This window comes from Streptomyces nigra (genome assembly GCF_003074055.1).
Lineage (GTDB): Bacteria > Actinomycetota > Actinomycetes > Streptomycetales > Streptomycetaceae > Streptomyces > Streptomyces nigra.
The window spans coordinates 1,802,112-1,815,491 of record NZ_CP029043.1 but is presented as its reverse complement, the minus strand read 5'-3'; the positions used below and the strand labels follow the sequence as shown (position 1 = coordinate 1,815,491).

Genomic DNA, 13,380 nt, shown 5'->3' with positions numbered 1-13,380 from the left:
CCGCATCAGCTACCTTTCCACCAAACGTTTGTTAGGTGGAGGGTAGCGGGGCATGGGGCTGGACGGGAAGGTCGTGGTCGTCACCGGCGGCACCCGCGGGGTCGGCGCCGGCATCGCGCGGGCCTTCGCCGAGGCCGGCGCCCAGGTGCTGACCTGCGCCCGCAGGCCGCCAGAAATGCCGCTGCCCGGCACCGAGTTCACGCCCCTGGACCTGCGGGACACGAGCGCTGTGCAGGACTTCTTCGGAGCGCTCCCGCGTCTGGACGTCCTCGTCAACAACGCGGGCGGCACCCCCTACCGGCGGCTGACCGACGCCGGCGCCGAGCGCCACGCGCGCGTCATCGAGCTGAACCTCCTCGCCCCGCTGACCGCGTCCCTGGCCGCCCACGAGCATCTGGAGCGCACGCGGGGCTCCGTCGTGATGATCGGCAGCGTCAGCGGCGGCCGGCCCTCGCCCGGCTCGGCGGCGTACGGGGCCGCCAAGGCCGGACTGGAGAGCCTCGCCCGGTCCATGGCGGTCGAGTGGGCGCCGCGGGTGCGCGTCAACACGCTGGTCGTCGGCATGGTCCGCACCGAGCGGTCGGGTGACCACTACGGAGACGAGCGCGGTGTCGCCCGGGTCGCCCGCACCGTCCCGCTGGGCCGCCTCGCCGAACCGGCCGACGTCGGAGCGGCCGCCGTCTTCCTCGCCTCCGCCGCCGCCGCCTACATCAGCGGTGCGAGCCTGCTCGTGCACGGTGGCGGCGAGCGGCCCGCGTTCCTGGACGCCGTCACCGATACCGAGGAGGCATGACATGAGCGGGATCTGCACGGAACGGGTCGTCGTCGTCACCGGCGCGGGCCGGGGCCTGGGCCGCGCCCACGCGCTGGCGTTCGCCGCCGAGGGCGCCCGCGTCATCGTCAACGACCTCGGCGTCGGCCCCGACGGCACCCGCGGCGACGACGGCCCGGCGCGGCGCGTCGCCGACGAGATCCGCGCGGCGGGCGGCGACGCCGTCCCCCACACCGGCGACGTGGCCACCGCCGACGGCGCGGCGTCCCTGGTCACCACGGCCCTGCGGACGTACGGGCGGCTCGACACGCTCGTCAACAACGCCGGGTTCCTGCGCGACCGCATGCTGGTCAACCTCGGCGAGGACGACTGGGACGCCGTGGTCCGCGTCCACCTCAGGGGCCACTTCCTGCCGCTGCGGCACGCCGCCGCGCACTGGCGGGCGGAGACCAAGGCGGGCCGGGCCCCGGCCGCCCGGATCGTCAACACGAGCAGTGGCGCCGGGCTGCTGGGCTCCGTCGGGCAGGGCGCCTACAGCGCCGCCAAGGCCGGGATCGTGGCCCTCACCCTCGTCGCCGCCGCCGAGCTGGCCCGCTACGGCGTCCAGGTCAACGCGATCGCCCCGGCGGCCCGCACCCGGATGACCGAGGCCGTCTTCGCCGAGGCGATGGCGGCCCCCGGCACCGGCTTCGACGCCATGGCCCCGGAGAACGTCTCCCCGCTGGTCGTCTGGCTGGGCTCGGCGGCGAGCACCGGGGTCACCGGCCGCGTCTTCGAGGCGGAGGGCGGCCGGATCACCGTCATGGAGGGCTGGGCGCCGGGTCCCACCGCCGACAAGGGAGCCCGCTGGACACCCGAGGAGGCGGGGGAGACGGCACGGAAGCTGTTGGAGGAGGCCCATCCTCCGCGTCCCGTGTACGGGACGTGACCGGGAACGGCGGCCGCTGTCAGGTGTCGCACTCCAGCACCGTCCGGCACAGCCCGCACCGCGCGCGGACCCGCCCCCGCACCGGCACCCGGATCCGCTGCTGACACGTCGGACAGGGGAACGACACCCCGAGCGGACCCCGCTCCTCCGGCGTGAACGCGTACGCCACACCCGGCCGCGCCCCACCCTCCCGATGGTCCCGCGCCTGCCGCCGGTCATGGGCGTACCGCCGACGGCCCGCCCACCCGGCGGCGGTCAGCGGCGGCTGCCGCGCGTCCTCCCGCGCCCGCGCCAGACCCCTGCCGTACGCCGTGTACGCCTGCGGGCTGGTGAACCAGACCGAGGGGTCCTCGTCGAACAGCAGGGACCGCTTGGCCAGGACGTATCCGAACTCCTCCGGGGTCAGATAGCCCAGCTTCTGAGAGGAGGCGGCATCCTCCCGGTAGGCGTCCAGCAGCAGCCAGCCCGCGCCCAGATACGTGGTCACCGTGTCCGTCAGGATCTCGTTGTCCCGGGTGCCGGGGAACGCCAGGTCCAGCCGGTGCAGATACACATGGGCCACCTCGTGCGCCAGCGCCGCCCCGATGTCCCGCCGATGTGTACGGAAGCGGTCGTTCAACTCGACGAAGTACTCGGGGCCCGCCGTCAGTTCGACGTTCGCCGCATGGCTCATCTCCCGGAACCCGACGACCAGGCGCGCGTCCGGCAGCCGGAAGTGCCGCACCAGCTCGCGCGCCACCCGCTGCGCCCCCAGATGCAGATCGTCCATGTCGCCGAACGCCACGTCGGCGGGGGCCACGCTGGCCGCGAAGGTCCGGACCGTCTCGTACGACAGACGCCGGTAGAGCGCGGTGATCGACGCCCGCACCGTCTGAAGATGCGGAAAGCCGTGCTCGACCGGACCGCCGTTCGCCACGCCGCACCCCCTGGACGTCTCGAACCCGATTCCACTCTACGGGGGAGTGAGGGGGATTTCCCCGCCGAGGTTCCACACCCCCGGCGTGAGATCCGTCCTTGCCACACCACCCGGTCGATCTTCATACTGCGGGCCGCTCAACACGCCATGAAAGGACGTATGTTGACCCAGAGCCCGCCGAAGAGAACCGGCATATCCCTGGCCACCCGAGCCGCGGCGGTGGGCGCCGTCGCGCTCGCGGTCGCCTCCCTGCAACCCCTCTCCGCGCACGCCGACACCCGCGTCGTCGGTGGAACGACCGCCGCACAGAACGAGTTCCCGTTCATGGTCCACCTCTCCATGGGCTGCGGCGGGGCGCTCTACAAGAAGGACGTGGTCCTCACCGCCGCCCACTGCATGAACGGGTCCGGCCCCGACACGAGCATCACCGTCACCGCCGGCGTCAACGACCTGACCTCCTCCTCCGCGATCAAGGTCAGGTCGACCAAGGTCAAGGTCGCGACCGGCTACGACGGCACCGGCAAGGACTGGGCGCTGATCAAGCTGGCCCGGCCGATCGACAAGCCGACGCTGAAGATCGCCACCACCGACCGCTACAACCGCGGCATGTTCACGATCGCCGGATGGGGTGACATGAAGGAGGGGGCCAACACGGGCACGACCAAGCTCCGCAAGGCCACCGTCCCCTTCGTCGCCGACCGCGTCTGCAAGCGCCACTACGGCAACCGGCTGGTGTCGAAGGAGGAACTGTGCGCCGGCTGGCAGTCCGGCGGCATCGACACCTGCCAGGGCGACTCCGGCGGCCCCATGTTCCGCAAGGACGACGGGGGCAAGTGGATCCAGACCGGCATCGTCAGCTGGGGCGACGGCTGCGCCCGCACCGGCGTGCCCGGCGTCTACACCGAGGTCAGCCACTTCGCCAAGGACATCGCCCGCGCGGCGAACGCCCTTTAGAGCTCCGGACCTCGCACCGGCCGCAGGAGCGGATCGCGTCCCGCGCCCTCCAGCTCCAGCAGCCACACGTCGTTGACGCCCTCCCGCAGGACCGGCCCGGGCACGTACAGCGAACGCTGGGGGCCCGCGGACCAGTAGCGGCCCAGGCAGAAGCCGTCGACCCAGACGAAGCCGCGGGTCCACCCCGGCAGCTCCAGCCGGGCGTCACCGGCGCCCCGCACCACGACGGTGCCCCGGTACAGCCCCGGGGCACCGTCCCCGGGCACCCCGTCCGACGCCACCGCCCGCACCGCCCCGGCCGCGTCCAGCGCCTCCAGCCGCAGGCCCCGCGCGCGGACGCCGTGCAGACACTGCCGCTCGTGCAGGACGCCGCCGGTGATCCCCTTGGCCTCGCCCAGCCGGGGCCCGTAGTTCACCCGGCCCAGCGACTCCACCCACAGCTCCACAGGCGCGGGCCCGGCGACCGGCTCCGCGAGGACCGCGTCCTCCCCGGTCAGCGTCCCCGCCCGCACCCCGTCGACGTACACCACGGCCATGTCCCGCAGCCCGCGCACCGACAGCGGGTACGGCCGCCGCGGCCCCGGCACGTCCAACGCGTACCGCACCAGGCCCCGCTCGACGCCCAGGTCCTCGAACGTGGGCGGCACCGGCTCCATCACCTCCGGTCCGCCCAGCGCCTCCAGCACCCCGACCAGGGACGCCCAGCCCGCCCACTCCGTCCCCGCATCGGCCCTCAACACCGCCGGCATGGGCGGCGGTTCGGGCAGCGGGCCGTCCGCACACCCGGCGAGTACCTCGCGGAACGCCCAGAACTTCGGGGTCGGAGCGCCCCGTTCGTCGATCGGGGCGTCGTAGTCGTACGACGTGACGTCCGGCTCCAGCGGCCCGTCGTGCAGCGCGCCGCCCCGGTTGGCGCCACGCCCCCGGTCCGCTTCCGCGCCCAGCAGGGCCGCGCCGTCCCCGGCGGCTGGAGCGACCAGGTCCCCGACCCCGCCGATCCGCCCGTGATCGGGCGAACGGACCCTCCGGCCGCCCCGTAGGCTGGGCGCCCATGACCAGCAACACGTCCCCCGACGCCGTCGACCCCGCCGTCCGCGAGGAACTCGCCCGGCTGCGCGACAGCATCGACAACATCGACGCGGCCGTCGTCCACATGCTCGCCGAACGGTTCAAGTGCACCCAGCAGGTCGGCCACCTCAAGGCCCGCCACCAGCTGCCGCCCGCCGACCCGGCCCGCGAGGCCCGCCAGATCGCCCGGCTGCGCACCCTCGCCGAGAACGCCAAACTCGACCCCGCGTTCGCCGAGAAGTTCCTGAACTTCATCATCGCCGAGGTCATCCGGCACCACGAGAGCATCGCCGTCGACACGACCGACGGCACCGCACCCGCCGCGGACGCGTCCGGCCCGGGGGAGTGACCGCGGGGCGGCGCCACCCCCGATCCGGCACCGGCTCCGCCCCCTCAGCCCCACACCCTCCCAGGTGAACCGGACATCACGCCCTTACCGGGCCTCCTCTGTGCCTGACCGGCGGCATCAGGCAGCATGTCGTTCATGTCCGTACTGACGCGCGACGAAGCGCAGACCCGTGCCCAGCTCCTCGACGTCCACCGGTACTCGATCGCACTCGATCTGACCACCGGGGACGACACCTTCGACTCGCACACCGTCATCGCGTTCACCGCGCGCGCCGACGCGGACACCTTCGTCGAGCTCAAGCCGGCCCACCTGCGCTCCGTCACCCTCGACGGCATCCCCCTCGACCCGGAGACCCTGGACGGCAACCGCCTCCCCCTCAAGGGCCTCACCGCCGGCGAGCACGAACTGCGCGTCGACGCCGCCATGCGCTACTCCCGCACCGGCGAGGGCATGCACCGCTTCACCGACCCCAGCGACGGCGAGACCTACGTCTACACCCAGATGTTCCTCGACGACGTCCAGCGCGTCTTCGCCGCCTTCGACCAGCCCGACCTCAAGGCCGTCTTCGACCTGGACGTCACCGCCCCCGACGGCTGGACCGTCCTCGCCAACGGCGTCACCGAACACCTCGGCGACGGCCGCTGGCGCGCCGCGACCACCCCGCTGATCTCCACCTACCTCGTCGCCGCCGCCGCCGGACCCTGGCACTCCGCGCGCACCGAGCACCGCGGCCTGCCCTTCGGCATCCACTGCCGGCGCTCCCTCGCCCCCTACCTGGACGCCGACACCGACGAACTCTTCGAGATCACCCGGCAGTGCTTCGACCGCTTCCACGAGAAGTTCGAGGAGCCCTACCCCTTCGACTCCTACGACCAGGCGTTCGTCCCCGAGTTCAACGCCGGCGCCATGGAGAACCCCGGCCTCGTCACCTTCCGCGACGAGTTCGTCTACCGCTCCGCCGTCACCGACACCGAACGCCAGACCCGCGCCATGGTCATCGCCCACGAGATGGCCCACATGTGGTTCGGCGACCTCGTCACCCTGCGCTGGTGGGACGACATCTGGCTCAACGAGTCCTTCGCCGAGTACATGGGCTACCAGATCTGCGGCGAGGCCACCCGCTTCAGCGACACCTGGACCGACTTCGGCGTCGCCCGCAAGGCCTGGGGCTACGACGCCGACCAGCGGCCCACCACCCACCCCGTGGCCCCCGAGAACGTCGACGACACCGCCTCCGCCCTGCTCAACTTCGACGGCATCTCCTACGCCAAGGGCGCCTCCGCGCTCCGCCAGCTCGTCACCTGGCTCGGCGAGAAGGACTTCCTCGCCGGCATCAACACCCACTTCGCCCGGCACAAGTTCGGCAACGCCACCCTCGCCGACTTCATCGACTCCCTCGCCTCCGCCACCGAACGCGACGTCCACGCCTGGGCGGACGCGTGGCTGCGCACGACCGGCGTCGACACCCTCAGCGCCTCCGTCGACGCCGTCCCCGGCGAGTGGACCCTCGCCCTGGACCGCGCCGGCAGCCGCCCTCACCGCGTGACCGTCGGCGTGTACGACCGGGACCTCAGCGACGGACGCACCCTCACCCTGCGCGAGCGGTACGAGACCGACGTGCCCGTCACCGAACCGGCGCCGCGCCCCGGCACCCGCCCGGCCCTGGTCGTCCCCAACGACCTCGACCTGACCTACGCCAAGATCCGTCTCGACGACACCTCCCTGGAGACCGTCCTCCGCGGCCTGTCCGGCATCCCCGACGCGCTCACCCGCGCCGTCGTCTGGAACAGCCTGCGGGACATGGTCCGCGACGGCGAACTGGCCCCCTCCGACTACCTGGCCACCGCCGGCGCCCACCTGCCCGAGGAGACCGACCTCGCACTGGTGCAAGGCGTCCTCGCGTTCGCCGCCGGGCACATCGCCGACCGGTATCTGCGGCCCGAGGAACGGCCCGCCGCCCTCACCACCCTCACCTCGCTGTGCCGGGACATCATCCGCCGTACCGAGGACGGCGACCACCCTGGCCTCCGGCTCATCGCGGTACGGCACTTCATCTCCGCCGCCGCCCACCCCGACACCATCGCCGCCTGGCTCGCCGAAGGCACCGTCCCCGGCGGACCCGAGCTCGACCCCGACCTGCGCTGGCGCGTCCTCGCCCGGCTCGCCGTGCTCGGCGCCGTCGACGAGGACGCCATCGCCGCCGAACTCGACCGCGACCCCAGCGCCACCGGCCAGGAAGGCGCCGCCCGCTGCCGGGCCGCCCTGCCCGGCGAGGACTCCAAGGCCTGCGCCTGGGACGCCATGTTCGGCTCCGACGACCTGTCCAACTACCTGTTCACCGCCACCGCGCAGGGCTTCTGGCAGCCCGAACAGGCCGACCTGGTACGGCCGTTCGTGGCCCGCTGGTTCCAGGACGCGCCCGCCGTCGCCGCCCGCCGCGGCCCCGCCATCGCCGACGCCGCCGGCCGCCACGCCTTCCCGGCGCACGCCGTCGACACCGAGACCCTGAGCCTCGGCGAGGCATGCCTGAAGGACGCCGACCCCGCCCCGGCCCTGCGCCGCAGGCTCGCCGACCACCTCGACGACCTCGCCCGCGCCCTGCGCGTCCGCGAAGCACAAGGCGACTAGGACGCCGAGAGCGGGGGCGCCGGTTCCGCCGGCGCCCCCTACTCCGCCGTACGGGCGACAGCGGGTAGGACACGCGCTCGACGTACGTAAATACCCCCTTTCGGGTTCCGGTCAGGGGGCTTTCCGGGTGGATCCGGGCAACCGGGTCCAAGCTGGAGGCCCTTCTCGTCCAGTGCGCCCGGAGGACCCGATGAGCACGCCCTGGCCGCTCGCGTCAGGCCCCGAAGGCCCCCACGCCCTGCGGCCGTTGCTCGACACCGTGCTCACCGCCCTCGACGCGGGCGCCCGAGCCCGAGGCGGACCGCTGCCCGCAGGCGGCCCCCGGGCCGTCACCGCCCGCGTACGCGCCGCCCTCCCCGACGCACTGCCCGAGCGCGGCGACCCCGACGCCCTCCGCGACCTCGTGCACACCCTCGCCGAAGGCTCCGCCGACCCCGCCGACCCGCTGTGCGCCGCCCACCTGCACTGCCCGCCGCTCGCCGTGGCCGTCGCCGCCGACCTCGCCGCGAGCGCCCTCAACCCGTCCCTGGACTCCTGGGACCAGGCCCCCGCCGCGTCCGCACTCGAAACCCTGGTCACCCGCGCCCTCGCCCACGAGATCCACCCCCCGCCCGCCGGCCCCGACGCCCTCATGACCACCGGCGGCACCGAGTCCAACCAGCTCGCCGTCCTCCTCGCCCGCGAGACCCGGGGTCCCGGCGTCCGCCTCCTGCACGGCGCCAACGCCCACCACTCCCTGCCCCGCGCCGCCTGGCTGCTCGGACTCAGCGACCCCGTCACCGTCCCCGCACCCGCCGGAGTCCTCGACCCCGCCGCCCTCGACGAGGCCCTCACCCACCTCCCCGGCCCCCACCTCGTCGCCGCCACCGCCGGCACCACCGACGCCGGACTCATCGACCCGCTCCCCGAGATCGCCGCCCTGTGCGCCGCCCACGGCGCCCGCCTCCACATCGACGCCGCCTACGGCGGAGGCCTCCTCTTCAGCGCCCGGCACCGCCACCGGCTCACCGGCCTCGACGCCGCCCACACCGTCACCCTCGACCTGCACAAACTCGGCTGGCAGCCCGTCGCCGCCGGACTCCTCGCCGCCCGCGACCCCGCCGACCTCCAGGCGCTCCACCACCGCGCCGACTACCTCAACGCCGACGACGACACCGACGCCGGCCTGCCCGACCTGCTCGGCCGCTCCCTGCGCACCAGCCGCCGCCCCGACGTCCTCAAGATCGCCGTCACCCTCGCCACCCTCGGCCGCGACGGACTCGGCCGGCTCGTCGACCAGGTCTGCGACCGCGCCGCCGAGTTCGCCGACCTCGTCGCCCGCCACCCCGGCTTCGACCTCTACGACCGGCCCACCATCAGCACGGTCCTGTTCCGGCCCGCGCACGCCACGGACACCGCCGTCGCCGCCGTACGCCGGCACCTCCTCACCGACGGCCGCGCCGTCCTCGGCCGCGCCCACGCCGACGGGCGTCTGTGGCTCAAGACCACCCTGCTCAACCCGCAGGCCCGCCCCGACGCCCTGGCCGCCCTCCTGAAACTGGTGGAAGGAAACACCGCCGGATGACCCCGCAGTCCCACCCCCGGCACCCCGCACCCGACACCCCCCGCGACCTCGTCGGCATCGGCATCGGCCCCTTCAACCTCTCCCTCGCCGCCCTCGCCCACCCCCTCGCCGAGGTCGACGCCGTCTTCTACGAACAGCGCCCCGCCTTCTCCTGGCACCCCGGCCTCCTCCTCGACGGCGCCCGCATCCAGGTCCCCTTCCTCGCCGACCTCGTCACCCTCGTCGACCCCGCCAGCCCCTGGACGTTCCTCAACCACCTGCGCAGCCGCGACCGGCTCTTCCCCTTCTACTTCGCCGAGCGCTTCCACATCCAGCGCGCCGAATACGACGCCTACTGCCGCTGGGTCGCCGAGAACCTCCCCGGACTGCACTTCGGCCACCACGTCGACGCCGTCCGCTTCAACCCCGAACGCGACGTCTTCGAGGTCGACCACATCCGCCGCGACCCCGGCACCGGCATCGAGGAACTCGGCCGCACCCACGCCCGCAACATCGTCGTCGGCATCGGCACCGAACCCGACGTCCCCGACACCCTCAGACCCCTCGTCGACGCACCCGGCGTCCCCGTCGTCCACGCCGCCGACTACCTCACCCACCGCGACACCCTGCTCGCCGCCGGCCACATCACCGTCGTCGGCTCCGGACAGTCCGGCGCCGAGATCTTCCTCGACCTGCTCCGCCACAGGCCCGCCGGACACGAACGGCTCCACTGGCTCGGCCGCACCGAGTCCTTCGCCCCCATGGAGTACTCCAAGCTCGGCCTGGAGCACTTCACCCCCGACTACACCCGCTACTTCCAGGCCCTCGCCGAACCCGTCCGCGACAAGCTCGTCGCCTCCCAATGGCAGCTCCACAAAGGCATCGACGCCGACACCCTCGCCGCCATCCACGACGAGCTCTACCGCCGCACCCTCGACGGCGGCTGGCCCGACACCGTCCTCACCCCCGGCGTCGCCGTCCGCACCGCCGGACGCCTCGCCACCACCAAGATCGAACTCCATCTGGAGCACCCCGACCAGAACGCCCGCACCCGCCTCACCACCGACGCCGTCGTCCTCGCCACCGGCTACCGCGAACGCCCCCTCAACCGCCTCCTCGCCGGACTCGACCCCTACCTGCGCCGCGACACCAAGGAACGCCCCCGCGTCGACGACACCTACCGGCTCGTCATGGACCCCACCGTCAGCGGCTCCGGCTGCCACGTCTACGTCCAGAACGCCGAACGCCACACCCACGGCGTCGGCACCCCCGACCTCGGCCTCGCCGCCTGGCGCAGCGCCACCATCCTCAACGCCGTCACCGGCAAGGAGACCTACCCGCTGCCCGACCGGACCGCCTTCACCACCTTCGGCCTGGAACAGCCGGAGCCCCGGCTCCCCGAAGCGCGCCGCCCGAAGGCACTGACACCGCTCACCGAGGGAATCCGGGGCTCCTGACCCAGGCCGCCGCCGTCAGAACACCGGAGTGCCCTCACGGGTCAGCTTCCAGTCCACCGACGCGAAGTCCTTCGGGTCCAGCACACCCTTCGCGGTCACCCACTCCGCGATCCGGGTCCGGATCTCCGTCGACTCCGACCACAGCTCCTGGGCCGACGCCACATGCGGGAACGCCCCGCCACCGTTGGCCCGGTAGTTGTTCACCGCGAAAACGAACTTCTGCGCGTCGTCCAGCGCGGCACCCTGGTACGACAGATTCCTGATCCGCTGCCCGGCCGGCTGCGCGATGTCGATGTCGTACGACAGCCCCGACACATAGTCGTAGTTGTAGTCCGGCCGGTTGTTCGCGTTCGTCAGCTTCGCCACGTCCACCGGAGCACCCGGCGCCGTCTGCACGAAGTACTCCGCCGAATACTCCAGGTACGCCCGCACCTGAGCGCCCGTCATCAGCTTCGCGACCAGCGTGTTGTCGTACACGTACAGGCTCGACAGATCCCGGATCGTCACCTCGCCGGCCGGGATCTCCGACGTCCGCGAGAACGGCGACGCCTGCGAGATCACCGGCAGCGCGGCATGCTCCGTGCCCGCCAGCGCCGCCTTCACCACGTCCTCCTGGACCTTGGTGATCAGATCGATGATCGGGGCGTCCATGTACCGGGCGTCCACCGTCGTCAGCGTCTCCGTCGCCGTCCCGACGACCTGGTTGACGTACTCCACGACCAGGTCGTGGTCCTCCTTCAGCAGCCGCGTGATCCGCGGGTCGTCCGGCACCGACTTCGAGTCCCGCACCGACGCCCGGACCGACTCGACCGTCCAGCAGCCCCGCTCGAAGACCAGCTCGACGTCGAACAGCGACAGCCGCTGCGCGAAGCACAGCGGCTCCGACAGCACGACCGTCCGGCCGGTCTTCTCGTTCGTGACCTTCAGCTCCGCGATCTCCGTGTGCGCGTGCCCCACCAGGATCGCGTCGATCCCCGGCACCTTCTGCGCCACCAGCGCCGCCGAGTTCTCCACATACGGCAGCTGGTCACCGTACGACGACGTGCCCGACGTACCCGAGTGCGCCGACACCACGACCACGTCCGCGCCCATCGACCGCAGCTTCGGCACCCACTTCGCGGCCTGCTCCTCCAGACCCGGGAACACCAGCCTGCCCTCGACGTACGCCTTGTCCCAGATCGCGATGCCCGGGTTCGTCAGCCCCAGCACCGCCACCTTCACCGGCGGCGCGCCCTTCACATGGAACGTCTTGATGAAGTACGGCGGGAACGCCGGCTTCAGCGTCTTCGCGTCCAGCGCGTTCGCGCCCAGCAGCGGGAAGTCGCACTGCGACTCGAACTTGCGCAGCGTCTCGATGCCGTAGTTGAACTCGTGGTTGCCGAGCGCCACCGCGTCGTACCCGATCGCGTTCATCGCCGCCGCCATCGGGTGGACCGGGCCGCCCTTCGCGGTGATCGGGTCGACCTTCGCGTAGTAGTACGTCAGCGGGGTGCCCTGGATCGTGTCGCCCGCGTCGATGAGGAGCGTGTTGCCGCGCCCCTTCTCCTTGCGGACCTGGTTCACCAGCGTCGAGACCCGCGACAGGCCCTTCGCGTTGCCCGCGGCGTCCGTGTACTCCGCGTCCTTGAAGTAGTCCCAGTTGAAGACGTTCCCGTGCAGGTCCGTCGTGCCCATCACGGTCAGCGCGTACCGCTTCATCCTCGGCCCCTTCGCCGGCTGCGCGGCATGCGCCGCCGGGGCACCCGTCGCACCGGCCACCGCCACCCCCGCTCCGGTCACGGCTGACTTCTTCAGGAACTTCCGGCGGTCCAACGGCATGAGTGCATCTCCCGAGGGGAAGGGCCAACAACGCGCGTAGATTCTGACCTGGGCATGGCAGCGCGCAACAGCCCCCGCAGGTTTCGAATTGATGACCTGACGGCCCCGTAACCCGGCAAGCAGTGACACAGTGGGACGTATGGCCACCGCTTCAGAGGACCCCCACCCCGACGCACCCCACATCGCCGTCCGCGGCGAGGCCCACCTCGACGTCGACCCCGAGATCGCCCGCATCGGCGTCACCGTCACCTCCCGCGGCAAGGACCGGCGCACCGCCCTCGACGACCTCACCCGCCGCAACACCGCCGTCCTCGACCTCCTCAAGAGCTACGGCGACGCCGTCGAACGCCTGGAGACCGGCACCTTCTCCCTCAGCCCCCAACTCAAGGACAAAGGCCGCGGCGAACGCGTCCACGCCTACCACGGACACGTCCACCTCACCGCCGACCTCACCGACTTCAACGCCCTCGGCGAACTCACCACCCGCCTCGCCGACTTGGACCTCACCCACGTCGACGGCCCCCGGTGGACGCTGCGCCCCGACTCACCCGCCCACCGCCGGGCACGGCAGCAGGCCGTACACGAAGCCGTCCAACGCGCCCGCGAATACGCCGAAGCCCTCGGAGCAGACCTCGCCGCCCTCCTGGAACTCGCCGACCTCGACACCGACACCCCCACGGCGCCCGTCGCCCGGACCCGCTCCCTCACCTACGGCGCCCCCGACGACACGCCCGCACCCCTCGACCTCGAACCGCAACGCCAGCACGTCGTCGCCCGGGTGAACGCCCGCTTCACCATGACCCCACCCCGGCTGTGACTCCCCGTCCACGCGTGGAATCCCCCGATGGGGTGCCCCGGAATTGCTCATCGGAGCACCCCGCCGCACAATTCAACTCTTGTCAAAAACCCTTCAAGCAAAGGTCGTTGGGTCGTCACCGATGACCAAT

At 72.5% G+C, this 13,380-nt stretch carries 10 protein-coding genes and 2 pseudogenes; 9 read left to right on the top strand and 3 right to left on the bottom strand.

The features are described from left to right. Positions 1-52 precede the first annotated feature (52 nt). Together DC008_RS08435 and DC008_RS08430 are read left to right on the top strand one after the other, a co-directional pair. Complete coding sequence (locus DC008_RS08435) at positions 53-793, top strand: SDR family oxidoreductase (RefSeq protein WP_108706416.1); 741 nt, start codon at positions 53-55, stop codon at positions 791-793. 1 nt (position 794) lies between these two features. Continuing rightward, positions 795-1,700, top strand: a complete 906-nt coding sequence (locus tag DC008_RS08430) for an SDR family oxidoreductase (RefSeq protein WP_108706415.1) — start codon at positions 795-797, stop codon at positions 1,698-1,700. A gap of 19 nt (positions 1,701-1,719) precedes the next feature. Here the strand turns inward: DC008_RS08430 and DC008_RS08425 are convergent, their stop codons facing one another. Continuing rightward, positions 1,720-2,616 (bottom strand): hypothetical protein, encoded by an 897-nt coding sequence (locus DC008_RS08425; protein ID WP_108706414.1) that lies wholly within the window; start codon positions 2,614-2,616, stop codon positions 1,720-1,722. A gap of 159 nt (positions 2,617-2,775) precedes the next feature. Between DC008_RS08425 and DC008_RS08420 the strand changes: the two genes are divergently transcribed. Then, positions 2,776-3,570 (top strand): S1 family peptidase, encoded by a 795-nt coding sequence (locus DC008_RS08420; RefSeq protein WP_108706413.1) that lies wholly within the window; start codon positions 2,776-2,778, stop codon positions 3,568-3,570. Here the strand turns inward: DC008_RS08420 and DC008_RS08415 are convergent. Then, a pseudogene (locus DC008_RS08415) lies at positions 3,567-4,487 on the bottom strand (beta-galactosidase); the annotation flags it as partial. The gene DC008_RS08420 and the pseudogene DC008_RS08415 overlap by 4 nt on opposite strands. 3 nt (positions 4,488-4,490) lie before the next feature. On the opposite strand from DC008_RS08415, the pseudogene DC008_RS35905 reads away from it, so the two are divergent. The 5 genes and pseudogenes from DC008_RS35905 to DC008_RS08395 form a co-directional block, all read left to right on the top strand. Further along, positions 4,491-4,610 (top strand): annotated as a pseudogene (locus DC008_RS35905) (AraC family transcriptional regulator); the annotation flags it as partial. Between the two features lie 11 nt (positions 4,611-4,621). Beyond that, complete coding sequence (locus DC008_RS08410; RefSeq protein WP_055621543.1) at positions 4,622-4,987, top strand: chorismate mutase; 366 nt, start codon at positions 4,622-4,624, stop codon at positions 4,985-4,987. Positions 4,988-5,113: 126 nt separating this feature from the next. After that, positions 5,114-7,615, top strand: a complete 2,502-nt coding sequence (gene pepN / locus DC008_RS08405; protein ID WP_108706411.1) for an aminopeptidase N — start codon at positions 5,114-5,116, stop codon at positions 7,613-7,615. Positions 7,616-7,805: 190 nt separating this feature from the next. Further along, entirely contained in the window at positions 7,806-9,179 is a 1,374-nt protein-coding gene (locus tag DC008_RS08400; RefSeq protein ID WP_208645826.1) for a pyridoxal phosphate-dependent decarboxylase family protein, read from the top strand. Continuing rightward, entirely contained in the window at positions 9,176-10,615 is a 1,440-nt protein-coding gene (locus DC008_RS08395; protein WP_108706409.1) for a lysine N(6)-hydroxylase/L-ornithine N(5)-oxygenase family protein, read from the top strand. The genes DC008_RS08400 and DC008_RS08395 overlap by 4 nt, the downstream gene beginning before the upstream one ends. A gap of 15 nt (positions 10,616-10,630) precedes the next feature. Here DC008_RS08395 and DC008_RS08390 read toward each other — a convergent pair whose 3' ends face one another. Further along, the gene (locus DC008_RS08390) at positions 10,631-12,433 is read right to left on the bottom strand and encodes a bifunctional metallophosphatase/5'-nucleotidase (protein WP_108706408.1); all 1,803 of its coding nucleotides are present in this window, start codon (positions 12,431-12,433) and stop codon (positions 10,631-10,633) included. Between the two features lie 139 nt (positions 12,434-12,572). Between DC008_RS08390 and DC008_RS08385 the strand changes: the two genes are divergently transcribed. Beyond that, positions 12,573-13,250: an SIMPL domain-containing protein gene (locus DC008_RS08385; protein WP_108706407.1), complete on the top strand. Its 678-nt coding sequence runs from the start codon at positions 12,573-12,575 to the stop codon at positions 13,248-13,250. Positions 13,251-13,380: the final 130 nt, after the last annotated feature.

Coding starts and splice junctions, on each gene's coding strand:
- DC008_RS08435 (WP_108706416.1), top strand. CDS start 53: ATGGGGCTGGACGGGAAGGTCGTGGTCGTCACCGGCGGCACCCGCGGG.
- pepN (WP_108706411.1), top strand. CDS start 5,114: ATGTCGTTCATGTCCGTACTGACGCGCGACGAAGCGCAGACCCGTGCC.
- DC008_RS08395 (WP_108706409.1), top strand. CDS start 9,176: ATGACCCCGCAGTCCCACCCCCGGCACCCCGCACCCGACACCCCCCGC.
- DC008_RS08430 (WP_108706415.1), top strand. CDS start 795: ATGAGCGGGATCTGCACGGAACGGGTCGTCGTCGTCACCGGCGCGGGC.
- DC008_RS08420 (WP_108706413.1), top strand. CDS start 2,776: ATGTTGACCCAGAGCCCGCCGAAGAGAACCGGCATATCCCTGGCCACC.
- DC008_RS08385 (WP_108706407.1), top strand. CDS start 12,573: ATGGCCACCGCTTCAGAGGACCCCCACCCCGACGCACCCCACATCGCC.
- DC008_RS08390 (WP_108706408.1), bottom strand. CDS start 12,433: ATGCCGTTGGACCGCCGGAAGTTCCTGAAGAAGTCAGCCGTGACCGGA.
- DC008_RS08400 (WP_208645826.1), top strand. CDS start 7,806: ATGAGCACGCCCTGGCCGCTCGCGTCAGGCCCCGAAGGCCCCCACGCC.
- DC008_RS08410 (WP_055621543.1), top strand. CDS start 4,622: ATGACCAGCAACACGTCCCCCGACGCCGTCGACCCCGCCGTCCGCGAG.